Source organism: Streptomyces poonensis (assembly GCF_014650915.1).
Classification (GTDB): Bacteria; Actinomycetota; Actinomycetes; order Streptomycetales; family Streptomycetaceae; genus Streptomyces; species Streptomyces poonensis.
Genome location: NZ_BMVW01000031.1, coordinates 1 through 26,165 on the forward strand (window position 1 = coordinate 1; position 26,165 = coordinate 26,165).

The 26,165-nt window shown below is 71.6% G+C and carries 22 protein-coding genes, 4 pseudogenes and 3 riboswitches; of the genes and pseudogenes, 13 read left to right on the forward strand and 13 right to left on the reverse strand.

Annotation, left to right across the window (positions count from 1 at the left end):
* The 4 genes and pseudogenes from IE242_RS36775 to IE242_RS36790 form a co-directional block, all read left to right on the forward strand.
* On the forward strand, positions 1-744 hold a 744-nt coding region (locus IE242_RS36775; RefSeq protein WP_189867347.1), incomplete at its 5' end, for a ricin-type beta-trefoil lectin domain protein.
* Positions 745-850: 106 nt separating this feature from the next.
* Positions 851-1,362 (forward strand): annotated as a pseudogene (locus IE242_RS36780) (RICIN domain-containing protein); the annotation flags it as partial.
* A gap of 71 nt (positions 1,363-1,433) precedes the next feature.
* Positions 1,434-2,318 (forward strand): fructosamine kinase family protein, encoded by an 885-nt coding sequence (locus tag IE242_RS36785; protein WP_189867349.1) that lies wholly within the window; start codon positions 1,434-1,436, stop codon positions 2,316-2,318.
* Between the two features lie 150 nt (positions 2,319-2,468).
* The gene (locus IE242_RS36790) at positions 2,469-2,666 is read left to right on the forward strand and encodes a transposase (protein ID WP_189867351.1); all 198 of its coding nucleotides are present in this window, start codon (positions 2,469-2,471) and stop codon (positions 2,664-2,666) included.
* Positions 2,667-2,670: 4 nt separating this feature from the next.
* Here the strand turns inward: IE242_RS36790 and IE242_RS36795 are convergent, their stop codons facing one another.
* Positions 2,671-2,847, reverse strand: coding sequence for a hypothetical protein (locus IE242_RS36795; RefSeq protein WP_189867396.1), 177 nt, complete (start codon positions 2,845-2,847; stop codon positions 2,671-2,673).
* Positions 2,848-2,947: 100 nt separating this feature from the next.
* Here IE242_RS36795 and IE242_RS36800 point away from each other — a divergent pair.
* A pseudogene (locus IE242_RS36800) lies at positions 2,948-3,389 on the forward strand (nuclear transport factor 2 family protein).
* 214 nt (positions 3,390-3,603) lie between these two features.
* Here the strand turns inward: IE242_RS36800 and IE242_RS36805 are convergent.
* Together IE242_RS36805 and IE242_RS36810 are read right to left on the reverse strand one after the other, a co-directional pair.
* Positions 3,604-3,831, reverse strand: a pseudogene (locus IE242_RS36805) (transposase); the annotation flags it as partial.
* 145 nt (positions 3,832-3,976) lie between these two features.
* Positions 3,977-4,651, reverse strand: a complete 675-nt coding sequence (locus IE242_RS36810) for a lytic polysaccharide monooxygenase auxiliary activity family 9 protein (protein WP_506417261.1) — start codon at positions 4,649-4,651, stop codon at positions 3,977-3,979.
* Between the two features lie 1,326 nt (positions 4,652-5,977).
* Between IE242_RS36810 and IE242_RS36815 the strand changes: the two genes are divergently transcribed.
* A complete protein-coding gene (locus tag IE242_RS36815; protein ID WP_189867355.1) occupies positions 5,978-6,748 on the forward strand; it encodes a calcium-binding protein in 771 nt (256 codons plus the stop codon).
* A 215-nt stretch (positions 6,749-6,963) separates the two neighbouring features.
* Here the strand turns inward: IE242_RS36815 and IE242_RS36820 are convergent, their stop codons facing one another.
* The 9 genes from IE242_RS36820 to IE242_RS38460 all read right to left on the reverse strand — a co-directional run bounded on the left by IE242_RS36820 (position 6,964) and on the right by IE242_RS38460 (position 15,522).
* On the reverse strand, positions 6,964-7,824 hold the full coding sequence (locus IE242_RS36820) for an ABC transporter ATP-binding protein (RefSeq protein WP_444545848.1): 861 nt from the start codon (positions 7,822-7,824) through the stop codon (positions 6,964-6,966).
* Positions 7,821-8,936, reverse strand: a complete 1,116-nt coding sequence (locus tag IE242_RS36825) for a FecCD family ABC transporter permease (protein ID WP_189867357.1) — start codon at positions 8,934-8,936, stop codon at positions 7,821-7,823. Before IE242_RS36825 ends, IE242_RS36820 begins: the two co-directional genes overlap by 4 nt.
* Entirely contained in the window at positions 8,933-9,976 is a 1,044-nt protein-coding gene (locus IE242_RS36830; RefSeq protein WP_189867359.1) for an ABC transporter substrate-binding protein, read from the reverse strand. The genes IE242_RS36825 and IE242_RS36830 overlap by 4 nt, the downstream gene beginning before the upstream one ends.
* A 30-nt stretch (positions 9,977-10,006) precedes the next feature.
* Positions 10,007-10,188, reverse strand: a riboswitch (cobalamin riboswitch).
* 89 nt (positions 10,189-10,277) lie between these two features.
* Positions 10,278-11,027, reverse strand: a complete 750-nt coding sequence (locus IE242_RS36835; RefSeq protein ID WP_189867361.1) for a class I SAM-dependent methyltransferase — start codon at positions 11,025-11,027, stop codon at positions 10,278-10,280.
* Positions 10,996-12,258, reverse strand: a complete 1,263-nt coding sequence (locus tag IE242_RS36840; protein ID WP_189867363.1) for an MFS transporter — start codon at positions 12,256-12,258, stop codon at positions 10,996-10,998. The genes IE242_RS36835 and IE242_RS36840 overlap by 32 nt, the downstream gene beginning before the upstream one ends.
* Complete coding sequence (locus tag IE242_RS36845; protein WP_189867365.1) at positions 12,251-13,531, reverse strand: ATP-grasp domain-containing protein; 1,281 nt, start codon at positions 13,529-13,531, stop codon at positions 12,251-12,253. The genes IE242_RS36840 and IE242_RS36845 overlap by 8 nt, the downstream gene beginning before the upstream one ends.
* A complete protein-coding gene (locus IE242_RS36850; protein WP_189867367.1) occupies positions 13,528-14,550 on the reverse strand; it encodes a cysteine synthase family protein in 1,023 nt (340 codons plus the stop codon). Before IE242_RS36850 ends, IE242_RS36845 begins: the two co-directional genes overlap by 4 nt.
* The gene (locus IE242_RS38455; protein ID WP_229859985.1) at positions 14,547-15,014 is read right to left on the reverse strand and encodes a hypothetical protein; all 468 of its coding nucleotides are present in this window, start codon (positions 15,012-15,014) and stop codon (positions 14,547-14,549) included. The genes IE242_RS36850 and IE242_RS38455 overlap by 4 nt, the downstream gene beginning before the upstream one ends.
* Complete coding sequence (locus IE242_RS38460; RefSeq protein ID WP_229859987.1) at positions 15,001-15,522, reverse strand: GHMP family kinase ATP-binding protein; 522 nt, start codon at positions 15,520-15,522, stop codon at positions 15,001-15,003. The genes IE242_RS38455 and IE242_RS38460 overlap by 14 nt, the downstream gene beginning before the upstream one ends.
* A 218-nt stretch (positions 15,523-15,740) precedes the next feature.
* Positions 15,741-15,893, reverse strand: a riboswitch (cobalamin riboswitch).
* Positions 15,894-16,274: 381 nt separating this feature from the next.
* Between IE242_RS38460 and IE242_RS36860 the strand changes: the two genes are divergently transcribed.
* The 5 genes from IE242_RS36860 (at position 16,275) to IE242_RS39015 (ending at position 20,798) form a co-directional block, all read left to right on the forward strand.
* The gene (locus IE242_RS36860) at positions 16,275-17,261 is read left to right on the forward strand and encodes a ferric reductase-like transmembrane domain-containing protein (RefSeq protein ID WP_189867370.1); all 987 of its coding nucleotides are present in this window, start codon (positions 16,275-16,277) and stop codon (positions 17,259-17,261) included.
* A gap of 83 nt (positions 17,262-17,344) precedes the next feature.
* Positions 17,345-17,476: riboswitch (cobalamin riboswitch) on the forward strand.
* 63 nt (positions 17,477-17,539) lie between these two features.
* The gene (locus IE242_RS36865; protein WP_229859988.1) at positions 17,540-17,944 is read left to right on the forward strand and encodes a (2Fe-2S) ferredoxin domain-containing protein; all 405 of its coding nucleotides are present in this window, start codon (positions 17,540-17,542) and stop codon (positions 17,942-17,944) included.
* A gap of 663 nt (positions 17,945-18,607) precedes the next feature.
* Entirely contained in the window at positions 18,608-19,093 is a 486-nt protein-coding gene (locus IE242_RS36870) for a cation:proton antiporter regulatory subunit (protein ID WP_229859996.1), read from the forward strand.
* Between the two features lie 3 nt (positions 19,094-19,096).
* Positions 19,097-20,335, forward strand: coding sequence for a cation:proton antiporter (locus IE242_RS36875; protein WP_189867374.1), 1,239 nt, complete (start codon positions 19,097-19,099; stop codon positions 20,333-20,335).
* Positions 20,336-20,537: 202 nt separating this feature from the next.
* Positions 20,538-20,798: a hypothetical protein gene (locus IE242_RS39015; protein ID WP_189867376.1), complete on the forward strand. Its 261-nt coding sequence runs from the start codon at positions 20,538-20,540 to the stop codon at positions 20,796-20,798.
* An 85-nt stretch (positions 20,799-20,883) separates the two neighbouring features.
* On the opposite strand, the gene ppdK is transcribed toward IE242_RS39015, so the two are convergent.
* Entirely contained in the window at positions 20,884-23,580 is a 2,697-nt protein-coding gene (gene ppdK / locus IE242_RS36885; RefSeq protein WP_189867378.1) for a pyruvate, phosphate dikinase, read from the reverse strand.
* Positions 23,581-23,683: 103 nt separating this feature from the next.
* Between ppdK and IE242_RS39420 the strand changes: the two are divergent.
* Together IE242_RS39420 and IE242_RS36895 are read left to right on the forward strand one after the other, a co-directional pair.
* Positions 23,684-23,959 (forward strand): annotated as a pseudogene (locus IE242_RS39420) (hypothetical protein); the annotation flags it as partial.
* Positions 23,960-24,164: 205 nt separating this feature from the next.
* Positions 24,165-25,943: a sensor histidine kinase gene (locus IE242_RS36895; RefSeq protein ID WP_189867380.1), complete on the forward strand. Its 1,779-nt coding sequence runs from the start codon at positions 24,165-24,167 to the stop codon at positions 25,941-25,943.
* The last annotated feature ends 222 nt before the right edge of the window (positions 25,944-26,165 follow it).

Below are 26,165 nucleotides of genomic sequence, written 5' to 3' on the forward strand. Positions count from 1 at the left end.
GTCCGGGACTTCAAGCAGCGCGGCGTGCCGATCGACTGCGTCGGCTTCCAGTCGCACTTCAACAGTGGCAGCCCCTACAACAGCAACTTCCGCACCACCCTGCAGAACTTCGCCGCCCTCGGCGTCGACGTGGCCGTCACCGAGCTCGACATCCAGGGCGCCTCGGCCACGACCTACGCCAACGTGGTCAACGACTGCCTGGCCGTCGCCCGCTGCCTCGGCGTCACCGTCTGGGGCGTGCGCGACAGCGACTCCTGGCGCGCGTCGGACACGCCGCTGCTGTTCAACAACGACGGCAGCAAGAAGCCCGCTTACACCGCCGTCCTCAACGCCCTCAACGGCGGCTCCACCACGCCCCCGGCGGACGGCGGACAGATCAAGGGCGTCGGTTCGGGCCGCTGCCTGGACGTGCCCAGCGCCAGTACCGCCGACGGCACCCAGGTCCAGCTGTGGGACTGCCACAGCAACACCAACCAGCAGTGGGAGTACACCGCCGCCGGTGAACTCAGGGTCTACGGCAACAAGTGCCTGGACGCCGCCGGCACCGGCAACGGCGCCAAGGTCCAGATCTACAGCTGCTGGGGCGCCGACAACCAGAAGTGGCGCCTGAACTCCGACGGGTCCATTGTCGGCGTCCAGTCCGGCCTCTGCCTCGACGCCGTCGGAAACGGCACCGCCAACGGCACCCTGATCCAGCTCTACTCCTGCTCGAACGGCAGCAACCAGCGCTGGACCCGCACCTGAACCTGAAAGGGCCTGCTGCAAGCGAAAGGATGAATCGATGACGGCCTGCGGTGTGGCTTCCCTCGTCCCTCCACGAAGACATCGCTGATGGTCCCGGGTCGCCGCCGTGGTGGCGGCGACCCTCGCGATCGGCATCTCGTCGGGGTGAATGCGGCGCCCGTGGGGGCGGCGACAATGGACACCAATGCCTGGTACGTCATGGTCGATCGCAACAGCGGCAAGGCGGTGGACGTCTCCGGCGCGTCCACCGCCGACGGCGCGCGGGTCAGCCAGTGGACGCGCAACGACGGAGCCGACCAGCAGTGGCACTTCGTGGACTCCGGCAACGGCTTCTACCGCCTCGAGGCCCGGCATTCGGACAAGGTCCTCGACGTGGCCGGCGCCTCGACCGCCGACGGCGGCAACGTCGTCCAGTACACCGACTGGGGCGGCGTCAACCAGCAATGGCAGCCGATCAAGCTGTCGTCCGGTGGCGGCGGACGGGGCAGCACCCCGACTCCGGCGAGCGGTACGCGCACGATCCAGAGCGGTGGTAAGAGCCGCAGCTTCATCCTCAGGGTCCCCGTCGACTACGACAACAGCCACCCCTACCGGTTGATCTTCGCTTTCCACCAGCGGGCGATGCTCGACAGACTGCGGACGGCCTTGATCCGTGACCGACAGAGAGACCGGCAGAGAGAAGCACACCCGTGACAGAATCGACGTCCTTCCTGCTCGAACGCCTGCATGCGGCCGGCCTGACCGACGTTGTCGCCGTCGAGCCGGCCACTGGAGGCCTCGCCGCGACGGCGGGGCTCGCGCGCCGCGGTGACGGCACGTCGGTGTTCGTCAAGGCGTTCGGTGAGCCGCCGTCGGACGACGCCTTCGCCGCGGAGGCCGAAGGGCTCACCGTGCTGCGCAAGGCGGGCGGCGTCGCCACGCCGGAGATCATCCTCACGGACCGCGACCTGCTCGTGCTGTCCGTGCTGCGGCCCCGGCCGGGCACCGAGGCCTTCTGGGAGCAGCTCGCGCATGCGCTCGCCCACCTGCACACCACCACGCGGTACCCCCGGTTCGGGTGGCACCGGGACAACTGGCTGGGCCGTCGTCGGCAGGTCAACACCTGGGATGACGACGGGTTCGAGTTCTTCGCCCGGCACCGTCTGCTGCGCTGGCTCGGCGAGCGTCGCGTCCAGGAGGCGCTCGACGCCGCGGACCGGGCGGCGCTGGAGCGGCTGTGCGACCGGCTGCCCGAGCTGCTGCCGGTCAGGCCCGCGTGCCTGACGCACGGCGACCTGTGGGCGCTGAACGCCATGGCCACCCCCGACGGGCGGCCCGCGCTGATCGACCCGGCCGTGTCGTACACGTGGGCCGAGGTCGACCTGGCCCACCTGTGGACGACGATGCCGCCGCCCGAGGCGCACGTGTTCTTCGAGCTCTACGCCGAGCTGACCGGGCTCGACCGCGACTGGCGCGAACGCATGCCGATCCTCCAGCTACGCCAGCACCTGGCCGTGATCGCCCAGTTCGACCCCGACTGGGGCGCCGCCGCCCTCGTGCGCGCCACGCTCGCCCCGTTCCGGCGTCGGCCCTGAGCTCAGTTCAGCGGACTTGCTGACAGCCCTCAGAAGCTCGGCTTCTCAAGAACTAAGAATGTTCTTCGTCTGCTGGTGGTGCAGCGGCAATGCATTGCTGACCTGCGCACATAGTGAATCTGGGGGGTTCGTGCAGTCGTTGGCCCGGGAATGGTCCGAATCATAGGTGCACGCGGTGGACGGCCGCCCGGCTTCGATGAGCTCCGCTACAAGAAACGCAACACCGTCGAGCGGGCGATCAGCTTCCTGAAGCAGTCCCGGACGGTCGCCACTCGCTACGGCAAGCGCGGTTACGTCTTCCTCGGCACTGCCATCGCGGCGGCCGTCACGATCTGGCTTCGGACATGAACTGCTATGCGACCCAGCAGTAGACGCTCTGGTTCTGGCGCCGGGCGCTGCTGACAAGGGCAGCCAGATCACCCACGATCGCGTCCGCGATCTCCGCGTCGATGACCTCGCCGTCCTCCGCACGCAGCCGAGTCCACGAGGCGGCGACGTCACTCAGCCTGGAGTGCGCGGCGGGCATCATGCCTGACAGCCCACAACCATGATCGGCCGGACAGATCCTAGCAGGATCGGGCACATCGACGGAACCCCGTCGGGATCGCGCCGCAGCCTTGAGGAGTGCCATGCCCGTCAAGTCCGGTGCTGTCGTGCAGAGTTCTACGTCAGAGGCCACCCGGGCCGTCGTGCAGGAGCTCCTTGCCGCTCGACTGGCCGGGGGCACGGGACGGCTCACCGCGCTCCTCGCCGACGAGGTCGACTGGTCGCTCGCCGAGAACCCCGCCGTCCCGTGGATCCGCCCGCGCTCCACCACCGCCGAACGCGCCGCTCAGTTCAACGGAGTCGATGGAGAACACCGTGCCCGAGGACGCACGAGCCTCCGTCGATACTTCCCTTGTCGACGGTACCGACGCCGTTCTGATGGAGCATGTGTCGGGGACCGTATGCGCGACGGAAAAGTCCTTCGAGGGCCCGTTCGCGCTGCACCTCACCGACGAGCACGGCAGGATCAGCCGACACCATCTCTACGAGAGCAGCCTTTCGATAGCTGATGCCTGCGCTCCGTGAGGGCGCGGACGGCGTATCCCGAAGGGCCACGGACAAGCTCAACAGTCATCGAAGCGGCCACATCCCAGGAGTTGGGCCAGGACCGAGGCTCAGGTTTTGGAGCAACTTCTGGGGGAGTGAGCGGTGGGGAGTTCCCTCAGCCGCTGTACCCGATGGACGCGAAGGTGAAGGGCGGAGACTGCGTGCGGAGGCACGTGATGTCCGAAGCGCCGAAGGAGTCGGTGCGCTGCCGTCCCGGTCGTTTGAGCAGGCCCGCCTCGAGCAGTCGGTCCAGAGTTACGTCGAGGACATGCTCCGGGTGGCCGCCGGCGATGTTGCGGTCGCGGAACTCGCTCAGCAGCGAGAAGTCGCATCCGGGATCGGTCAGCTCCAGGCCCAGCAGGAACTTCCAGTCGATGCGTGCCCGGACCGCGGCGGCCGCCTGCCGGTCCGACAAACCCTCAGTAACGGAGTCCTACTAGGAGCGCAGGAAGCCCCGTCGGGGCAGGGTGACCACATAAGTCCCCTGCCCCGACGGAGCTCGGTCGGCCGGGCGGCGGGTTACCGGCGCCCGGCGGAGGCCGGTGCCGTGTGCGGCGCTCCCCGGCTCAGCCGAAGTTCACGTCGCTGCACCACATGTAGGCCTGGTCGAGGTGCGAGGCCTGCCAGATCACGAACAGGATGTGGTGTCCGGTGTAGCCGGAGGTCTGGACGGGGAACGTGATGTTCTGTGCCGGGGCGAAGCGGCCGGTCTGCGTGATGAAGTCGAGGTTGCCCCAGCCCAGGGTCTGGGTCTTGGGGTTGAAGCCCTGCTTGCTCACGTAGACCTTGAAGTAGTCGGCACCGTGGGACGCCTGGTCGTGCAGCTGGACCGTGAAGTTGTTGCTGATGTTGGTCGTCTTCCACTGCCCGGGCTTGTCCAGGCTGGCGTTCCTCGACAGGTTGTTGCTGCAGAGCGTCCCGTCGGGGGTCCGCGCCTGGAACTGGCCACCGAGGCCGTCGCGGAGCGCGCTCATCCAGTTCCACATGGTGTCGGAGTTGGCCTGGAATGCCTGCCAACACATGGGGTCTTCGGTCTGCATGGCCGGGCTCGTGTGGTTGCTGCCCCACGTCTTCCAGCACTGGTACGCGCGGGAGGCGGGGTTGACGATGGTGCCGTGAGCCTGGGCGGGGGCCGACCAGGCCAGTGCGCCGACAACCACGGCGAACAGCATGACGAGCGCCTGGAGAGGCCGGCGGAGGGACGACCGCGAACGCCCGGTTAACGGACTCTGATTGCGCATGTGGGGGGAACTCCTTCCAGTTTCAAGGCTGTTATGGGAGCGCTCCCAACGGTAGGTCTTCTGAGTGAAATGTCAATGAAACAAACAAAGTTGATTACAGGGGTGGGTGGCGAGCAGGGACTCTGCCGTGAGCCGGGAGTCAGAACCGTTCCCGGGACCGGGAAGCGAGGACGCGGCCTGGACCGTGTGCGGGCGATGCCAGGGAGGGGCGTTCGCAGCATGGCGACGTGGTTCTGGCGTGAGGGCTGTCCAGTTCCACAACATGCGAGATCCCAGGTCCCGATGGTGTGCTTCCGTACACCCAAGTCGGCCTCGCCGGGCAAGTCGCCTGGTAGGAGCTGTGACTGTACGGCGCGTCGGGCGGGGAACGCGGCCGATGGCACGCAGCGGGAAGGTGCGTACTCCTCGGCTCCGAACCGGCGGCACTGGAGCATGGATGCCGTAGCGAGGGAAGTCACCGGCAACGCAGAACAGCCTCGGCGCGCTCCAACTCACCTGGGCCGCCGCCGCGGCCCCAAGACGCTCGGGGACCAGGTGCCGGAACACTTCCCGGTGGACCGTCAGCCAGGCCTTGGAGAGGAGGCCTGGCTGATCACGCCCGGGTCCGTTCCACGTCTGCTGACACGGCTGTTCCGGCCCGGGCTGCCCCGCGGTGAGCGGGCGGCCCGGGCTGCGGCTCGCCCGTCGCCAGTTCGCCACTGATGATGGTTTCCCGGCCGAGCCCTCCGCCCTCACCCACGTAGCGGCCACCAGCTCGACGATCCGCCGGTGGTCCACCGCGAGCACCTCCACGGTCGCCGCCTCGTGCCAGTGCGGCACGACAGCCCCCTCGCCAAGGGCCTCCTCGACCACCGCCGATACCGCCCCGCGCACCCGCAGCGGGCACTCCCGCCATGTCCGGAGCGGCCAGGGCCTCGACGAGCTTTCTCCCGGTCGATCACCCGACGCTCCCACACCGCCTCCGCCTCGGCGAGTCGGACCGCGATCCGTCCCACCTGAGGGCGAAACCCGACCCACCCGCACCCGGGCAGCCGCCTTCCGCTCCTCCGGCAGTCCCAACCCTCGACTGCGTCGGCCGACTCCCCGCCGCTGAGCCAGGAATGAGCCAGCAAACCCTGCCACGGCGACACCGGGAACACGCCTGACCAAAAAAAGCCCAACCATCGCATCCAGAGGGACATCGGCTTACCATGACGCCGCGTCAAATCACGGTCTCGCAGATCCGGGCCAGCAGGGGAGACTGCCTTCACGCCCGGGTCCGCCCGGTCCCCGGCAGCACCACGCCAAGCAGGTCGGTCCACCGTCACTCCACCGAGATGAGGTCTCGTGAACCGAAACCGAGCCGCCGTCAGCGCGGTCGCCGTGACCCTGTTCACCGCCGGCTTAGCCGTCGGCCCGGCAGCCGCCGCCACCGCCACCGAGGCGAAGGCCCGCGTCGGAGCCGACTGGGCAACTCAGTCGATCGTCTTCACCGCCGCTGCAGGGCAGGCCAACAACCTCAACATATTCTCCATGTACACCAGCGACGGAATCCGGCGGATCGGCTTCAGCGACGTGGTCCCGCTCGAACCGGGCGACCACTGTGCGTACTCCAGAGCCGAGGACACCACCTCCGTCGTCTGCGAACTGCCCGCCGACAGTTCCCGGCCCGACAGGATCGACGTCCTCCTCGGCGACGGCAACGACACGATCGCCGCCTTCACCCCCGGGATCGGCACCGTCAACGGCGGCCCCGGCGACGACGAACTGCACGCCCACACCGCACGCACGGTGCTGGGCGGCGCGGGGAACGACATGGTCATGGGACCCGCCGCCCTGCACGGCGGCGACGGCATGGACCACCTGATGGGTGACAGCAGCAACCAGCAGATGTGGGGCGGCCGGGGCGACGACATGATCGAGGGCTACGGCGGTGACGACACCGTGCACGCCGGCCCCGGCGACGACCACGCCATGGGCGGGGACGGCCGCGACATCCTCCTCGGCGGCCCCGGCAACGACACACTGGACGGCGAAGGCGGCGACGACCTCGTCTGCGGTGGCACCGGAAAGGACTCCCTCGAAGGCGGACCCGGCCGCGACATCGTCCTCCCGTAAGTGCGCCTCCATACCCGAAGGCCCTGGCCCGCGGCGCGAACAGCGTCGCGGGCGCCGAGCCACCGCCGTCGACGACCCGCCACCCGAGCCGCGTCGACCGCGAACGCCGCAGACGGCAGGTCCCCGCGCCCGTATCACCGTCGTCTTCCCTGAGCGTCATGCCCGCCGGTCGACCACATCGGGCGGAAGAGCCGAAGAGCCCGTAGGGCTGATGGTCATACCCGGTGGGGAGAGACACCGGGCCCGCCGTCACGGTCCGGCAGCGGCTCCCCGGGGACGAAGGTCACCTGGGGGGCTCCTGTACGGGGATGGATCGCGACCTCGGCTGTGACCCCGTAGACCCGGGCCAGCAGCGGGGCGGTGAGGACTTCGGCGGGCGGGCCGGAGGCGGTGATCTCACCGTCGTGCAGGACGTAGAGGCGGTCGCAGTAGTACGCGGCGAGGTTGAGGTCGTGCAGGGCGACGAGGACGGTGGCGGGCAGACGGCGCAGGGTGCCAAGGATTGCCAGCCGGTGGCGGATGTCGAGGTGGTTGGTCGGCTCGTCCAGGACGAGGAGCGATGGCTGCTGGGCGAGGGCGCGGGCGATGAGTACGCGCTGGCGTTCGCCGCCGGAGAGCCGGTCGAAGGGGCGGGCGGCCAGGTGGGTGGCGTCCGCCGACCTCAGCGCCGACTCGATCAGCTCGGCGTCCTCGGGGGTGTCGCCGTCGAGCAGCCGCTTGTGCGGGGTGCGGCCCATGGCGACGACCTCCCGGACCGTGAGGTCGACGTCGGCGCCCGGCTCCTGCACCACCGCCGCCACCGTACGGGCCAGTTGCCGCACGGGAAGTGACCAGGCGTTCGTGCCGTCGACCAGGACCTGACCGGTGTCGGGGCGCAGCACGCGGTAGACGGCGCGCAGGAGGCTGGACTTGCCGCTGCCGTTGGGGCCCACGAGTCCGATGGTCTCGCCCGGACGGGCTGTCAGGGTGACGTCCTTGACCAGGTGGCGGGCGCCCGCGGTCAGCGTGACGCTGTCGAGGGCGAGGTCGGTCGCCGGCATGCCGTTCGTCGCCTTCATGCCGTTCGTCGCCTTCATGCCACTCCTCGATCGGTGCCGCGCCGGGCGTCGCGGCGCATCAGCCACAGGAAGAACGGCCCGCCGCACAGGGCCGTCAGCACGCCGACGGGTATCTCCATGGGCGCGGCGACCGTGCGCGCGGCGACGTCGGCCCAGACGAGGAAGACCGCGCCGCCCAGCGCGGCGGTCGGCAGCACCCGGCGGTGGTCGCCGCCGACGAACAGGCGCACGATGTGCGGCAGCATCAGGCCGACGAAGCCGATCGGTCCGGCCGCCGCGACCAGGACGCCCGTGATGAGGGAGAGCAGCACGAACATGCGGGCGCGGAAGCGCGCCACGTCCAGCCCCATCGTGGTGGCGGCCTCCTCGCCGGCGAGGAGCAGGTTGAGGTTGCGGGCCTGCACCATGAGGACGCCGACGCCCAGCAGCGTGGCCAGGCCGGGCAGCCACAGCGTGCCCCAGTTGACGCCGCCGAGGCCGCCCAGGGTCCAGGCGAGCACGGCGCGGGTCTCGTTGCCCCGGTCGGTGGTCAGCAGCAGCAGGTCGAGTACCGCGGTGAGTACCGCGGCGATCGCCACCCCGGACAGAACCAGCCGCATCGAGGTGATGCGGCCGCCGGTGCGGGCGGTGGCGTAGACGAGCAGCAGCGCGCCCAGGGCGCCCGCGAACGCGGCGGCCGACAGTGACACCGGCCCGAACACGCCGACCCCGAACACGATCACCGCGACCGCGCCCAGGGACGCCCCGGAGGAGACCCCGAGCAGATAGGGCTCGGCGAGCGGGTTGCGCACCAGGGCCTGCAGGGCGGTGCCCACGACCGCCAGTCCGGCACCGGTCACCGCGCCGAGCAGTACGCGCGGCGCCCGTACGTCCAGCACGATGGTCTCCCGTGCCTCGGACCAGTCCGCCTCCGACCAGTCGGCGCCCAGCGCGTGCGTCACGATGCCCCACACCTGGCCGGGTGGCACGTGCACCGAGCCGATGGCGAGCCCCGCCGTGACCGAGACCACGAGCAGGGCGGCGAGCGCGAGAAGGGTTACGGCCGAAGTGCCACGGCCGGTGCGCTTCCCGCCCGCCTGCGGCCGGTGGACGGCCGGCCCGGTGGGTCTGTCCGTGGTGGGAGGCGTCACCGGAAGCTCTCGGGATGCAGCCCGCGGGCCAGGTCCTCGACGGCGTACGCGGACCGGATGCCGACCAGGGTGGCGGTCAGCGGCAGGACGACGAAGCGCTCGTTCCTGACGGCGGGTACGTCGGCGAGGGCGGGCTGGGAGAGCAGGAACTCCTTCTTCTGCTCGACGCTTCCGGCGCCGGCGTAGTCGTAGATGGCGATGACTTCGGGCCGGCGGTCGACGACCTGTTCCCATGAGACGTCACCGAAGACGTCGTCGAGGTCGGCGAAGACGTTCCGGCCGCCGGCCAGCCGGATCAGTTCGGTGCCCAGGCTCTTGCCGCCCGCGGTGAAGGCGGCCTTGTCGCCGCTGTCGTACACGAAGACCGGTACCTCGGCCTCGCCCTTCACGGCCGTGGTGGCCTTGTCGACCCGGTTCCGCAGGTCGGACACCAGCTTGTCCGCCCGGTCGGAGACACCGAAGATCCGGCCGATGGTACGGATCTCGTCGTAGGTGTCCCTCATCGTCACCCGCTTCTCGCCGCAGTACTCGCGGTTGAGGTGGGTGTCGATGCCGGCGTCGGCGAACGCCTCGCGGGAGCGGCCCTCGTTCTCGGCGAAGGCGCTGCCGTAACCGCCGTAGACGAGGTCCGGCTCGGCCTCCAGGACGGTCTCGAAGGACGGTTCCTTTTTCGCCAGTTCGGGGATCGTCTCGTAGTCCGTCTTCAGCTCGGGCAGGACGGCCGAGTCGGGGAAGGCGGTGCCCACCATGCGGTCCTTCAGCCCGAGGGCGAGCATCAGTTCCGCCGGGTGCTGGTGGATGGTGACCACCCGCGACGGCGGGCTGTCGTACGTCGTCCGTACGCCGCAGTTGTCGACGGTGACGGGGAAGCCCTCGCGCGACGACGCCGTGGTCTTGGGGTCCTCGGCGGTGTCCTGTGACGAGCCGCAGCCCGCGGTCAGCAGGGCCGCCGAGAGGGCGACGGCGGCGGCCGCGGCGCGCAGGGACCAGTGCCTGCGGGCAGGGGAGAACAAGGGGGGACGGGACGTGCCGTCGTACACGTGAAGCCTCCTGGGGAGTCCGCGCTCCTCGGAACGGGCCCGCGACAGGCCAGTGTCCTGACTCCCGGATCGACGTTCCCCCCGCCTTCCCGCGCGGCGCGCAGTGGCGTGTCGAAGGGGTGCACTCCCCGGTCACAGTGGCGGGACCGTGCCGGAATCGCACCGGCTTCCTGTCTCCCGTCGCGGTGATGACCCGGTGATAGTACGGTTCCCCGGAGCGAGGGCAAAAGGGCCTGCTCGCCCGGCCGTTCACCGCCCACGCTCCGTCACTTCACCCGGCCGTACACCTCCCGCGCTCCCGTCACTCCTCGCGGACCGCCCGCAGGACCAGGCGTTCGGCGTCCTCGTCGTAAGGGCGGCCGTCGAAGCCGCCGAACACCTCCACCCGGCCGAAACCCGCCTCCTCCACCATCGCCCGCAACTCCACGGCGCTGTACACGAACCACACCAGCGTGGCCCTGGTCACCCGCTCGCCCCGGACCAGCACCCAGTCGCTGCGCAGCCGCGCCCAGTCGTCCAGCACGGTGTCGGTCTGCACCATCAGGTCGTCACCGCGCCGCACCACCTTGGGCGGGGTGACCCTGCGGGCCAGCAGTTCCTTGCCGGCGAGGTCCAGGACGAGGGTGCCGCCGGGTGCCAGGCAGGTGTGCAGGGTGCGCAGCACGCGGGCGTTGTCGGCGGGGTCCTCGAAGTACCCGAACGAGGTGAACAGATTGAGGACGACGTCGAAGCGGCCCGGTGCCTCGTACTCGCGTGCGTCGGCCTGCATATACGTGACCGCGGCGCCGGCGTCGGCCGACCGTTTCCGGGCCCGGTCCAGCATGGCCGGGCTCAGGTCCACCCCGGTCACGTCGTGGCCGTGGCGGGCGAGGGGCACGGTGAACACCCCCGGACCGCAGCACAGGTCCAGCACCCGCGACCCGGGCGGGAAGGACAGCAGCGGTGAGGTGTCGAGCAGCTCCGCGGCCTGGGCGTGGCGCTGCTCGGAGAACAGGAAGTCGTGGAACTCGGTCCAGAAGTCATCGTCCTGGAATCCGCCCGTCCTTGTCATGGGTACGCAACGCTCCTTTGTCGTGGTCACTGTGGGGGAGGGGTGCCGTGCGGCCGCGCAAGGTCAGCAGCACGGGGGGAAGCAGCGCGCACTGGGCGGCGGCCAGCAGCCAGAACCAGCCGGTGTTCCCGGCGTGTTCGGTGAGGCCGTAGAGCTGACCACCCAGCAGCCCGCTCGCGCCGGCGCCGAGCCCGGCGGCCAGCCGCTGCTGACCGAAGACGACGGCATCGGAGCGTGAGCTGCGGCGCAGCGCCTCCAGATCGCTCTTGAGGAACAGCACGATGTCGCCGAGGGTGATCAGTGCGCCGCCGGCCAGGAGGGCCGGCCGGGTGCCGACGGCCAGCACGGCCAGGCCGGCCGCGAGGCCGGTGAAGCCGACGGCGAGGGCCGCCGCGTACGGCATGCGCCGGATCCGGTCGGACGCGAGGGGCTGGACGACGATGACCAGGGTGAAGCAGAGCAGCAGCACCAGACTGTAGAACTCGCTGGAGGCCCGCTCGACGGCGTACACGGCCAGGTAGTGCTGGAAGTGGAAGTACAGGTAGAAGGCCAGCGCGGTGGCGGCGAACGGCAGCACCGCCACACCGGCCATGAGGCCCTGCCGGGATTCCCGCGGGTCCGGTCGCCGCTGGTCGGCCGTTGCGGGAAGCCTCGCGTGGCCAGCGGTGACCAGGACGAACAGTGCCGTGACGGCCAGGAACAGCCAGCCGGGCGAGGACAGCACGAACGGTCCGGCGACCAGCGGGCCCACCGCCATGCCCGCGTTGAGGGCCGCGTTGCCGGCCGACAGGAACGCCGGGCGGCGTTCGTCGTCCACCCCGCGCACCAGGTACGCCTTGTTGGCGGGGAGGTACAGCGCGGCACCGCAGCACGTGAGGATCAGCGCGCCGACGGCCAGCGGAGGCCAGCGCAGGGCCAGCAGCAGCCCGACGAACCCGGCCGTGCGCACGACGAGCGCCCACAGCATCGTGCGGCGCAGCCCGATCCGCTCCGCGAGCGCCCCGCCCACGATGCCGCCGGAGAACTGCACGAGCGACGCCAGCGCGAGCACCACACCGACCGTGCCGAGCCCCATGCCGAGCCGTTCGTGCAGGAACACCGACATGAACGGCAGGATCATGAAGCTGCCGAGCGGGATCAGGAACGAGCTGAGCAGCAGGAAGCGCAGTGGACCGTCGAGGGTGGCCAGCGCCGCCCGCAACCGCACGCTCTCCCCGGCGCGTTCACCCACCGGATGTGTCCTGTGTGCCCCGGCCCGCCGGGTCGGGGACCGGGAACGGCTCGGTGCGTACGCGTACGGCGTTGGCGGCGGCCACCGCGTGGTGCGTGGCGAGTTCGGCGGTCTCGGCCTCCGCGTAGACGATGCCCGCGTACCCGCGGCTGTCGTCCAGGTGCTCGACGCGGTCGCCGGGCTGCTTGACCGGGTACCAGGCCGGGGAGCCCGGCATGTCCGCCAGCCGGTCGAGCCCGCCGACCCCGGTGAACACGCCCGGCGCGGCCGGGTAGCCGAGGACGAAGGCGACGGCCGGGCCACCGGGCGGGTCCGCGTCCATCAGACCGGGGCGGCGGCCCAGCGCGGCCTCGATCATCGCCTCGTACACGTTGACGCCGAGCGCCCGGCACAGGCCCTCGCCCACCAGGGCGCCCCCGATCCGGGGGTTGACCTCCACCACCTCCGGGCTGTCGGCGCTCAGCACGAACTCCACGTGCGCGAAGCGGTCGGTGTAGCCGATGGCCGCGAGCACCTGGCCGAGCCACCGTTCCAGCGAGGCCCGCCGTGCTTCCGGGAAGGCCACGGGGAAGGCGGTGATCTCCTCGCGGAAGTGCGGCTCGGGCGACATCAGCCGGCTGGAGACACCCAGCAGCCGGGTGCTGCCCGCCCAGGTGAGGGTCTCGGCGCTGTACACCGGGCCGCTGAAGTAGGGCTCGGCGAACAGCCGCCCCTTCAGGTCCCGCCCGGTCGCCTCGGTAAGGGCCGTGTCCAGTTCGGTCTCGTCGCGCACCAGCCAGACGTTCTGGCTGCCGGTGCCCGCCGTGTCCTTCAGGATCGCGGGCAGTCCGACCTCCTTGAGCAGCAGCTCCCGCAGCCCCGCCCCGGCCCCGCTCCTGGCCTCGGTGGCCTCGACGGCCCGTCCGCGGGTGAACCCGGCCTCGTGCAGCCGGTTGCGCACGGCGGCCTTGTCGCGGGTCAGCCGCAGGATGGCGGCGTCGAGTCCGGGCAGCCCGAACCGGGCGGTGAGTTCGGCGCCGACCAGCGTCCAGGTGTCGGTCGAGCTGATCAGACCGCGCAGATCCGGAATGCGGTGCAACGCGTCCGCCACCCGCTCCACGTCGAAGGTGTCGGTCTCGACGACGTCGACGGCGTCCGCGGGCAACCGGTCCAGCTCGTACGCGTAGTAGGCGGGATCGCGGGTCAGCAGGACCAGCCGCTCGCCGAGCGCGTCGGCGGCGCGGACCAGGTGTCCGAGGCCGAAGGTGAGGGACTCCAGGCAGACGACGCTCACGCCGCTCGCTCCTTCCAGCGCGCGGGGCAGGCGGCGCGTTGCCAGGCCATCCTGGACCAGGGCATGGTCATCTCCTCGGGTGTGCCGACCTCGACGGGCTTGAGCGCCGCCGGATCGAGGGCTTCCGCGTGCCGGGCGAAGACGCGGTCCACGTAGCGGTGCCCGGTGTCGGCGCCGATCACCAGATGCAGCCGGTCGGGGTGACGGCGGGCCTCGTACGTCGCGGCCAGGTACCCGGCGCCGGTGGACAGCCCGGCGAAGACGGCGTGCTCGCGCAGCAGGGCGACCGTGCCGGACATGGCGTGGGTGAAGTCCAGCCAGTGCACGGCGTCGTAGAGGTGGTGGCGGACGTTGTCGAAGACGATCGACGACCCGATGCCGGCGATGATCGCCTCCGGGTCGTGGTGGTCCTGGCTGCCGAAGGTGACGCTGCCGAACGGCTGCACTCCCACCAGCCGCACCGAGGGGTCGGTGGCTCTCAGACGTTCCACGACACCCCCGGTCGAGGCTCCGGAGCCCACGCCGCCGACCACGGTCAGCGGGCGGCCGGGGAACGCGGCGGTGATGCGGTCGGCGACCTCGTGGTAGCCGAGGTAGTGGACGTCGTCGTGGTATTGCCGCATCCAGTGGCAGCCGGGGCGTTCGGCGAGGATCTCCTTCACCCGCCGCACCCGTAACTCCTGGTCGAGTTTGAGGTTCTGCGACGGTGTGACCTGTTCGACGGTGGCGCCGAGGATCTCCAACTGGGCGCGGGTCGTGATGTCGACGGTGGTGGACGCCACGATGTGGCACCGCATGCCGTACCGGTGGCAGGCCAGCGCGAGCGCGTAGGCGTAGATGCCGCTGGAGCTGTCGATCAGGGTCTGCCCTGGGCGGACCGTGCCCCGGTCGAGCAGATGGCGGACGGCGGCGAGCGCCGAGTAGATCTTCATCGACTCGAACCGGATCAGGACCAGACCGTCGGTGAGCCGGACCAGGTCGGGGACCTTCAGGGCGTCGGCGATGTGGGGGTGGATCACCCGTAGCCTCCTTGGGTGAATGAGCACTGGTGGCCGAGCGAGTGGAAGAACGCGGACAGGTCGGACTTGACGCCGGCGCCGGGACGGCGGCGGAAGAGGTAGCCGATCAGGGAGCCGGTGTGGGCGACGAAGACGCCGTCGGCCCCGAACCGCTCGCGGTGCGCCAGCACACTGTCGAACGTGGACTTGGGCAGCACCCGCTGGGACAGGACGGCGCTGGTGGTGGCCGCCCGGGCGACGACGGCCGGGTCACCGGAGGCGAAGCCCTTCAGCAGCTCGGCCAGGCACCGTTCGTACTCCTCGCCGTGCCGTCGGTAGTGCGCCAGCAGCAGGTCGGTGACGGCTGCGGTGTCCACCGTGCCGGGCTCGGTGACGTGGGCGGTGTGGAAGCCGATGTCCGTCCCCAGCCGCCGCACCACCCGGTGCCGGCCGCTGAGATGGAGCGCGAACTCATCCAGGAACACGCTGTCGGCCCGCCACGTCCGTGTCGTACGGCAGGTGGAAGAGCCGGAACAGGCAGCGCAGGGTCGCCACGATGTCGGCGGTCGAGCTGGCCATGCCCACCCCCACCCGCAGGTCGGAGTGGGTGGTCCAGTGGCCCGGCGGCAGGGTGAGCCCGAAGTGCTCCAGGAACAGCCGGGCCGCTGTCGCCGACTTCTCTCCGAGAGGCGGCGGGCCCGGCGCGTGCGATTCCCGGGTGCCTGGGGTGCCTGGGGTGTCTCGGGTGCTCCGGGTGCTCCGGGTGCTCTGGGTGTCCCGGGTGCTCCGATTGTCCCGGGTGCTCTGGGTGAAGTACACCCACGAATGCCGGTCGACAGGGAAGGACACCACTGCGATGTCCGGATCAGGGGCCGCCCGCAGAGGACCCTGGTAGAGCTCGCCCAGGGTGCCGTGGCAGACACCGGACACGGTGCGGCCCGGCGGGCCCGGCGGGCCGGGTGCCGCGCGGAGTTCCCCGGGGAGTGTCAGCACGGCCCGTTCCGCTCGCCCCGGGCGTGGGCAGGCCGCGTTCCGGCGCGGACGGCGAGGGCTCGCGTGATCACGGATATGTCCTCCTGTCGGTCTCCGACACCGCATGCCGACCAGGAAGAAGACGCGGCCACGCGCAGGCCGTGCCGTCGTCCGTACCGTCAACCCAGTCCGCGAGGTCACCGTGCACAGCCCGCGCCTGCCCGCACGGGCGCAGTGGCAGGTCTTCGGACTCGTGAGCACGTCCGCCGAAAGTTCAGGCCAGGCGAACACCTACCGCCGTCGCTTCCCCGGCCCTGACGAGCCCGGTGCGTTGACGGCGTTCGCTCCCACTCACCGCTGCGGGACAGTCCCGGATTCACACCGGGTTCCCTCTTGCGTCGCGCCGTCGCACGCCCGGTGGGGCGCCGGACGCGAACCGACTGCGTTCCTCAGGCTAGGGGCACCTGTGACGTTGCGACAGAGGTTGTTCACGGGTTGTCCTGATGTGGTGGATGGATGAAGTGCCGTGTGCGAAAGAGATGTTGGGTGTGACGCGCGGACCGCTGGGCCTTTCGTGCGTCACCTCGACCAAGCGCCGTAAAGCTTGGCCATTGGCTGCTTGCATCGGCACGCGGAGGCAGCGGGCGTCCGGCCTGATAGCCCCTCAGCTCTGGCTTGATCGAGCCTCTGCAACACCGGTTCCCCCGGACACACTGGTGCACCGGTATCTCGTCCGCACCGAACGCGGGTGACCAGTGCCCAGGAGGCCCGGCATGCTTCCCGACGCGACGCCCGACGAGGGCGGCACGGCCCCACCGTCCTCGCACGACCGGAGATCGGCCGAGCCGGTCCGCCTGCGCGCCGACCTGCGGTCCGCACTGCCCGACGCGACCGCGGCGGTCGTCGTCACGGCGGCGGTGTTCGCGTTCCTGTGGGCGCGCATGGAGTCGGGCGCCTCGGCGACGGTCGCGGTCATGCCGTTCATGGACGATGCCGGCACGTACTGGATGTACCTGCTCAGCCAGGCGTTCGGCTGGTCGGGACTGCTGTGGGCGTGGGGCACGGTCATGCTCGGGCTGCTGCTGTCGGGTCAGCGCCCCGCCCGGCTGCCGGTCTCCCGGCAGACCCTGGAACGCTGGCACCGCACCACCAGCCTGACCACGATGGCCCTGATGTTCGCGCACGCGCTGATGTTCGCGGCGGAACTGGTGCGCTACGAGGACCAGCTGGCGTGGGCGGGACGGCTGTGGGCCGGCTTCGCCGACTCCTTCGTACCCGGCTGGTACGACTCCGGGACCGGCCGGTTCGCCATCCCGATCGGCCAGGGCGCCCTCTACCTGGCCATCCCGCTCGGGCTGCTGTTCTACGTCCGGCACCGCATCGGCGCGAACACCTGGCGCCGACTGCACCGCTTTGTGATCGTCGTGTACGTGCTGAGCGTGTGGCACACGTTGCTGTACGGCACCAACGTCTGGTACGGGGAGTGGCCGCGCACCGTGCTGTGGCTGCTGCAAGTGCCGGTCGCCGTGCTGCTGTTGCTTCGGCTGCTGCGGCCGGCCCGGCGGTCGGAGCGGCTGGGCGTGCCGGGCCGGCGGGCGGGCGGCTCCGTGCCGGGCTGGGTGCTGCGGGCCGGGGGCAGAGCGATCGCCGCGGCCGTCGTCGTCGGTCTCGTCGTCGTGGCCGTCTCCGGGCACGACGGCGGCCGGGACCGCCCGGCCGAGGCGCCCGCGAGCAGCCCGCATCCGAAGGAAACGGGCTGATCCCTGCTCGGAGGCAGCGGCCCCGGGTGACGCGGTGCCGCCAGGGATGGAAAGATGACGTGCGACAAGGCGACGGCGGTCCGAGGAAGCCGGTGTGAATCCGGCGCGGTCCCGCCACTGTGATCGGCGAGCGGATCCCGACACGGCCACGGCCCCCAAGCACCGAGCGGGGGCGGGAAGGCCGGGACGAGCATCGACCCGAGAGCCAGGAGACTCACGCGGTCGCCTCCTCGACGGACCACCGGGGCGGATCTCCCCGGAGAGAGGAACGATGCTCCATGCCCGCGCGCCCGGCTGACCAAGTGGCTGGCCACATTTCCGACGCGGCGGCGACCGGCACGGTGCCGTGCCGGGTCGTCGTGTGCCGGGACTGCTGCTGCGGCAGCCCGAAGGTGACCGGCGTCGACCACGCCGCGCAGACCGCGCGCCTGCGCGCGGAGGTGCCCGTCCGCGTCTCCGCCTGCCTGGACGTCTGCGACCAGGCCAACGTCATCGTCGTCCAGCCCTCCACCGCCGGCCGCGCCGCCGGCGCACGGCCCGTCTGGCTGGGGCTGGTCAACGACCCGGACGCCACCGAGGACATCGTCGACTGGGTACGCGCGGGCGGCCCCGGCGTCGCCGCCCGGCCCGAGATCCTCGACCTGTACGCTTTCTCGCCGCCGCGGCGCCGCGCGGCCTCCTGAGACCGGGCGGCGCCGGTACGGGATCCGGAGCGGCCCGCGTACACCGCCCGGCACGGCCGGGGCGCCCGCGCAGGCCCGTAGGAGAGGAGACCGCTCCTCGGCATGACCGGACCCGCTCGAGCCTTCGCCGAGATCCGCTGGCCGCGCCCGGCGGCAACGACCGGTCCGTGCGGCAGTGGCGGTGTTCGCTCAATCGCAGCCGCTCCGTGGCGTTCCCGCTGAGTGGTGGACGCGTCCGGCGAACTGCTTGTGCTAAGCCGCCGCGGCCTCGGGACCGACCACTGTCAGTTGCGCGGAGCGGCCCGCCTCGATCAGCGCCGACCGCACTGAGGGGCGCGCCGAGGAGGCGGAACCCCCGTGGCCTCCTTCCCGCTGTCTGTCCCCCTCCAGGTCGCCGCCGGAGGTGATCCTTGTCAGGCTCACTTCCCCCGGAGCCGTTCGGCCTTGTCGCGGCCCGTCGCGGCCAGGGACGACAAGGCCGGCGCTCGGGCCACTTGGCCCTGTCGCGGCCGGCGAGCGGCCGGAACACTGGTCGTTCCCCCTACGGACCAGGCCGGGACACCGGTGGTCGGGTGTGCCCGGCGGTGCGTGCCGAAGGCCCCGCGTACCGCAGGCCGGGAGCGCAGGTCCGCAGGGACACCGGAACTCACGGCCGACGGAGTGATGTGCGTGGACGTCAACGAGGTGCTGCTGCCCGGCGTGGGACTGCGCTACGAGTTCGTCAACCATGAAGGGCACCGGGTCGGTGTCGTCGCCCAGCGTTCCGGGGAGTTCGAGCTCGTGGTCTACCCGGGTGAGGACCCCGACGAGGCCAAGCCGGTGCTCCGGCTCACCGGCGAGGAGGCCGACGCCCTGGCCGAGATCCTCGGCGCCCCGCGCATCGCGGAGCGGTTCGCCGATCTGACGCGCGAGGTGCCCGGACTGAGCGCGGGGCAGGTGGAGGTCCGGCCCGACAGCCCGTTCGCCGGCCGTCCGCTGGGAGAGACCCGGGCCCGGACCCGTACCGGCGCCTCGATCGTGGCCGTCGTCCGCGGTGAGGACGTCATCGCCTCACCCGGACCGGCGCAGGGTCTGCGGGCCGGGGACGTCATGGTCGTCATCGGCACCCGCGAGGGCATCGCCGGGGTCCAGCGCATCGTGCAGGGCTGACCGGTGCACACACCCGTCGCCCTGCTGCTGGAGCTGGGGGTCATCCTGACCGCGTTGAGCGTGCTCGGTGCGGTCGGCCGGCGTTTCGCCCTGTCGCCCGTGCCGTTGTACCTGGTGGCGGGATTGGCCCTGGGCGACGGTGGACTCGCCCCGGTGCCGGCTGCCCGGGAGTTCGTCGACACCGGCGCCGCCATCGGTGTGATCCTCCTGCTGCTGACCCTCGGCCTGGACTTCACGGTCCGGGAGTTCACCAGCAGCCTCCACCGCCATCGGTCCTCCGCCGTCGTCGACCTGGTCCTCAACGCCGTACCCGGCGCCCTGGCGGGATGGCTGCTCGGTCTTGACGCGGCGGGAATCCTGGCGCTGGCCGGCGCCACCTACGTCTCCTCCTCCGGGATCGTCGCCCGCCTGCTGGGCGATCTGCGCCGGCTCGGCAACCGGGAGACACCGGCCGTGCTGTCGGTGCTGGTGCTGGAGGATTTCGCCATGGCCGTCTACCTGCCCCTGCTCGCCGTCGTCACCGCCGGCGGCACCTGGGCGCAGGCGCTGTTCGCCGTCCTGGTGGCCACGGTGGTCGTGGCCGTGGCGATCGCCGCATCCGGTCGCTGGGGGCATCACGTCGGGCGGATCCTGTCCCACGCCGACGCCGAACAGGTGCTGCTCAGGGTCCTCGGCGTCACCCTGATCGTCGCCGCGCTGGCCGAACTCGCCCATGTCTCCGCCGCCGTCGGAGCCTTCCTGATCGGGCTTTCACTGACCGGCGCCGCCGCCGACCGGGCCCGCACCGTGCTCAGCCCGCTGCGCGACCTGTTCGCCGCGGTGTTCTTCCTGGCCCTGGGCCTGTCCGTGGACCTCGGTGACCTGCTGCCGGCACTGCCCGCCGCGACGGCCCTGGCGCTGGTCACCGCCGTCACCAAAATGGCCGCGGGATGGTATGCCGCCGGCCGCGACGGGACGGGCCGCCGCGGCCGGCTGCGCGCCGGAACCGCGCTGATCGCCCGCGGTGAGTTCTCGGTCGTCATCATCGGCCTCGCCGCTCCCGCACAGGACCGCCTCGGGGCCCTGGTCACCACCTACGTCATGATCCTGGCTGTGTGCGGGCCCCTGCTCACCCGTTGCGCGCCCACCGGCCCGGCACCGCTGCCGAAGGCGGAACCGGACGGCGGGCGTGCACTCAGCAAGACCCATCCGTTACCCGCACCATCGGCGGGCAGTGCGCATGGCGTGACGGGGCCTGGCTGACCGGCCCCCGCAGTAGTCATGGGAGGCGTCACGCCCGGGTACCGGCCACCGCCAGTGGAGTGGCCCGCCACGAGCGATGTTCTCGCGCGTCCGGCCGTGGACGACCCTGTGCTCCACGGCCGCTTGCGGGTGTCTCTCCGGGCGGCCGGCGAGCACCTCGGCCGGCGGACGCCCCTCCTCCCCGGTCGGCGAGCTCCCGGGCGTGCACGACGACGTGGTCGCCGCCCACCCGAACGTCGGCGCCGGCGGTCCAGGGCGGTTCGATGTGGTGGGCCACGGCCCTGGTGACGTGCACCTCGCCGCTGACGGGCGGGAGTCCGGGACGGCCGAGTACGGCCCCCACCTTCTCTCGCAGATACGTGAGCGATTCCTCGTCCGCGTCGCCCTCGGCGCGTACGCGTACGGCGGCGGTGAGGTCACGGGTGGTGCTGTCCTCGGCAGTCATGTGGTCCACTCCTTGTGATCGTTCCGGCAGCCTCAAGACTGCTGCGCACCGTGCCCCGCTCCCAGGCCCGGCGGACCGCCGGGCCCGGGGCCGTGGGTCCCGTTCACCTGGTGTCGCTCGCGTCGGTTCCCTTCAGGGCCGCCCGACCGGCCTCCAGCCGCGCCACCGGCACCCGGAACGGCGAGCAGGAGACGTAGTCCAGGCCGGCGGTGTGGAAGAAGTGCACCGAGCCGGGGTCGCCGCCGTGTTCGCCGCATACGCCGATCGTCAGGTCCGGCCGGGCGGCGCGGCCCTCGGCGACGGCGATCCGGACCAGGCGGCCCACGCCGTCGATGTCGAGCGTCTCGAACGGAGAGGCCGGGAAGACGCCCCGGTCGAGGTAGGCGGAGAAGAACTCCGCCTCGACGTCGTCGCGGGAGAAACCCCAGGTCGTCTGGGTGAGGTCGTTGGTGCCGAAGGAGAAGAACTGCGCCTCCTCGGCGATCCGGCCCGCCGTCAGCGCCGCCCGCGGCAGCTCGATCATGGTCCCCACCGGGCAGGTGACGAGGACGCCCGACTCCTCGGAGACCTCGGCCAGCACCCGTTCCACCTCGTCCCGGACGATGCGCAGTTCGCGGACATCTCCGACGAGCGGGACCATGATCTCCGCCCGGGGCGTGCCGCCCGCCCGCGTCCGCTCCACCACGGCCTCGCCGATCGCCCGGACCTGCATGGCGACCAGACCGGGCACCAACAGACCCAGGCGCACGCCCCGCAGCCCGAGCATCGGGTTCTCCTCGTGCATCCGGTTCACCGCGGCCAGCAGTTCGGCGTCGTGCGGGTCCGGCAGGTCGCCGCGGGCCCTGGCAGTGGCGATCCGTACCGCCAGTTCGGTGCGGTCCGGCAGGAACTCGTGCAGCGGCGGGTCGAGGAGCCGGATGGTGACCGGCAGGCCGTCCATCGCCTGGAGGATGCCGGTGAAGTCCCGCCGCTGGAGCGGCAGGAGGGCCGCCAGGGCCCGGTCGCGCTCGGTGTCCGAGCGGGCCAGGATCATGTCCTCGACCAGCTGGCGGCGCTCGCCGAGGAACATGTGCTCGGTGCGGCACAGGCCGATGCCCTGCGCGCCGAACCGGCGGGCGCGGGCGGCGTCCTCGGGAGTGTCGGCGTTGGCCCGCACCTCGAGCCGCCGTACGGTGTCGGCCCGGGCCAGCGCACGGGCTACCGCCTCGACCACGCCGGCCGCTTTCTCGTCGGTGTCACCGCCCTCCAGGAAGCGCATGACCGCCGAGTCCACCAGCGGCACGGAGCCCGGATACACGGCTCCCGCGCTGCCGTCCACGGACAGGACCGTGCCTTCCCCGACGACGGTGCCGTCCGGGGCGGTGAAGTGCCGCGCCCGGACGTCCACGGAGAGCTCCTCGGCACCGCACACGCAGACCTTTCCCATGCCGCGGGCCACCACGGCGGCGTGGCTGGTCTTGCCGCCGCGGCTGGTGAGCACGGCCTGGGCGGCGATCATGCCGGGCAGGTCGTCGGGGGTGGTCTCCTGGCGGACGAGGACGACCTTCTCGCCGGCCGCGGCGCGCCGTACGGCCTCGGCGGAGTCGAAGACCGCCGCGCCGACCGCGGCACCGGGGGAGGCCGGGACGCCGCGGGCGAGTGCGTCGCCGGTCGCGGACGTGTCGAAGCGTGGGAACATCAGCCGGGCGAGTTCCTCGCCGCTCACCCGGGCGAGGCCCTCGTCCGGGGTGATGACTCGCTCGTCGGCCAGTTGCGCGGCGATGGCGAAGGCGGCCTCGGCGGTGCGCTTGCCGACCCGGGTCTGCAGGATCCACAGCGTGCCGCGTTCGATGGTGAACTCGATGTCGCACAGGTCCCGGTAGTGCCGCTCCAGGGTCCGCAGGTGCTCGCGCAGCCGGGCGTACGAGCCGGGATCCCGGCGTTCCAGCTCGGTCAGGGGCACGGTGTCGCGGACGCCGGCGACGACGTCCTCGCCCTGCGCGTCGGCCAGGTAGTCGCCGTACGGGCCGGGGCGTCCGGTGGCCGGGTCGCGGGTGAAGGCCACGCCGCTGCCGGAGTCGGGGCCGAGGTTGCCGAAGACCATGCGCTGTACGGTGACAGCGGTGCCCAGGCCGTCGGGGATGTGCTCGCGCCGCCGGTACAGGCGGGCCCGCTGCCCGTTCCAGGACGCGAAGACGGCCAGGACCGCCCGGCGCAGCTGCTCGGCGGGGCACTGCGGGAACCAGTCGCCGGTCTCGTCGTGGATCAGATCCTTGTAGATCTCCACCAGCCGGGCGAGGTCAGCGGCGCCCAGGTGCACGTCGTCCGGGATGCCGCGTACGTCCTTCAGCAGCGCGAGTTCCCCCTCGAACAGAGCCGCATCGACGCCCATGACCGTGCTGCCGAACATCTGGAGCAGGCGCCGGTAGGAGTCCCAGGCGAAGCGTTCGCTGCCGGAAACCTTGGCCAGGCCCAGGACGGAGTCGTCGTTCAGGCCGATGTCGAGGATCGTCTCCATCATGCCGGGCATGGAGAACCGGGCGCCGGAGCGCACCGACACCAGCAGCGGGTCGTCCGGCTGCCCCAGCCGCCGGCCCGCGGCGGCCTCCAGGGCCTCCAGACGGCCGGAGACCTCCCGCCACAGGCCCGCGGGCTCGCCACCGGTGGCGAGGAAGGCCCGGCATGCCTCGGTGGTGATGACGAACCCCGGAGGGACCGGCAGCCCCAGCCGGGTCATCTCGGCCAGGTTCGCTCCCTTGCCGCCGAGCAGGCCGGCCATGTCACGGCCGCCCTGCGTGAAGTCGTACACGTAACGGACCATGACACCGCGCTCCTCAGCCGTGGGGTGGTAGTGCCAGCGTCGGGCGGTGGTGCCGCTGCCCGCGAGGTGCCGGCAGTCCCGCCCCGTGAGGCCGGTCGGCCCCGTGCCCTCGCCCGGCCCCGCAGTCCCGAGGAGGCCCGCACCCGGCGGTGACCGCTCAGCCTCGCAGGGCCGAAAGGGACCTGTACCGGGCTGTACGGTCCCTGGGCCCTCGTTCCCGCCGGGAGGAGGCTCGGAGGCATCCGGAGGACCACGGACCCAGGAGGGGACGCGTCATGCTGCACGACATCGCCGTGGGGTCGACGGCTCACCCGCGAGCCTTGCCGCCGCGCACTGGGCGGCGCAGGAGGCACAGCGGCGGGGGATCGGGCTGACCGTGATGCACGCCTGGCACCCTCACGTCCACCCCGCGTCGTACGTTCCCTCCGACCGCACCGAGCATGCTCGTACGGGAGCTTCGCCAGGAGAGGGCCGAGGCGGCCACCCCGTACCGGTCCCGGCCTGGACAAGACGCCGACGACTCGGCGATTCCATAACAGAACCGGGGTGTCCTCGTGTAGGGCCGTTGAGGCATGCTGCATCACATGGTCAGTCGGGAGGACGAGAACGCGGCGGTGGACGGCCGGTCGGAAGCGCAGCGTCCCGGTCCGGTCCCGCCGCTGCGGATGGATGCGCTGCTGAGCGAGCTGCAGGAGCATGTCGAGCGGGTGCGCGGCGGCCGGGACCGCATGCAGACGCTGCTGGACGCGGTGCTGGCGGTCGGCAGCGACCTCGATCTGGAAGACCTGCTGCGACGGATCGTGCAGTCCGCGGTCGACCTGGTGGACGCCGAATACGGCGCGCTGGGCGTGCTGGGGGAGGAGGGCACGATCCGGCAGTTCATCACGGTCGGCATGGATCAGGGGACGATCGGGCGGATCGGCGCCTATCCCGAAGGCCACGGCATTCTGGGCCTGTTGATCCGCGAGCCGCACCCCCTGCGCCTGGAGGTGCTCGGCGAGCACGCGGAGGCGGTGGGCTTTCCGCCGGGGCACCCGCCCATGCGCACGTTCCTCGGCGCCCCCGTACAGGTGCGGGACAAGATCTTCGGCAACCTCTATCTGACCGACAAACGGGGTGGGACGCCCTTCGACGCCGACGACGAGGCGGTGCTGCGCAGCCTGGCCGCCGCCGCGGGCGTGGCGATCGACAACGCCCGCCTGTACGCCGACAGCCGCCACCGCGAGCGGCGCCTGGCGGCCAGCGCGGAGATGACCCGTGCCCTGCTGTCGGGGGCACCGCCGGAGGAGATTGTGCGGTCGCTGGCCGACACCGTCCGGGAGATGACCGACAGCGACCTCGTCACCCTCGCCCGCCCGCTGGGCGAGGGTGACGACCTGGTCGTGGAGGCCGCGGCCGGGGAGGCGGCCGACCAGGTGCTGGGCCTCGCCCTGCCCGCCACCACCCTGGCCGCGAAGGTGTACGCCACCGGGGAACCCCTCACCAGCGACGCCCTCAGCGCCGATCCCCGTGCCTTGGGTGGCAGCGCCTCCGTCGTACCGCTCGGGCCCGCCTTCTTCGTACCGATCGGCGACAGCGAGGCGACACGCGGGGTGTTGCAGGTGGCCAACGCCCCCGGCAGGCCACCGTTCACCGACGCGGCCGTCGACATGGTCCTCACCTTCGCCGACCAGGCCGCGCTGGCGCTCCAGATCGCCGAGCACCGCCGGGACGCCGAGCAGCTGGCCCTGCTCGGCGACCGCGACCGTATCGCCCGCGACCTGCACGACCAGGTCATCCAGCGGCTCTTCGCCGACGCGCTGACCCTGCAGGCCGCACTCGGCCGCGTCCGCGACCAGCCCACAGCGGCCGAACGCATCCAGCGGGTCGTGGACGACCTGGACGACACCATAAAGATCATCCGCTCCACCATCTTCGGCCTCCAGTACCGAGACCGGCAGGAGCGGACCGGTGGACTGCGCGCCGACCTGCTGGCCCTGACCGACGAAGCCACCCGGACACTCGGCTTCGCCCCGGCCCTGCGCATGACGGGTCTGCTGGACACCGACGTGCCCGCCACACACGCCGGCCACCTCCTCGCCGTCCTGCGCGAGGCCCTGTCCAACGCCGCCCGGCACGCCCGGGCCACCACGGTGGACGTCACCGTCGAAGCCGCCGACCGGACGCTGCGCTTGACCGTCACGGACAACGGACGCGGTATCGACCCGGCCGCCACCCGCCGCAGCGGCCTGGCCAATCTGCGCAGCCGCGCCGAGGAGCTCGGCGGCACGTTCCGGCTGGCCCGCCGCGATCCGACCGGCACACTCCTGGAGTGGACGGTGCCCCTGCCCGCCGGCAGCACGGCTGCGGAAGCCGACGGCTGATGTTCTCAAGGACTCGTCGCCGCGCGGCCCGTCGGTGCTCGTAGTGAGGAAGGGAACGACTGGGTACCTGCGTCCCCGGACACCCGGAGAGACTTGGCGAACGAGAGCCGTGCAACGAGGAAGGCGGTGTCCCGCCCTTGGCGGCTCGGCCCGTGATGGCGCAAGATCCCCGACAGGCAGGGACCGGTCATGCCCAGCGGGTGGCGGGCAGGGCGGACGAGA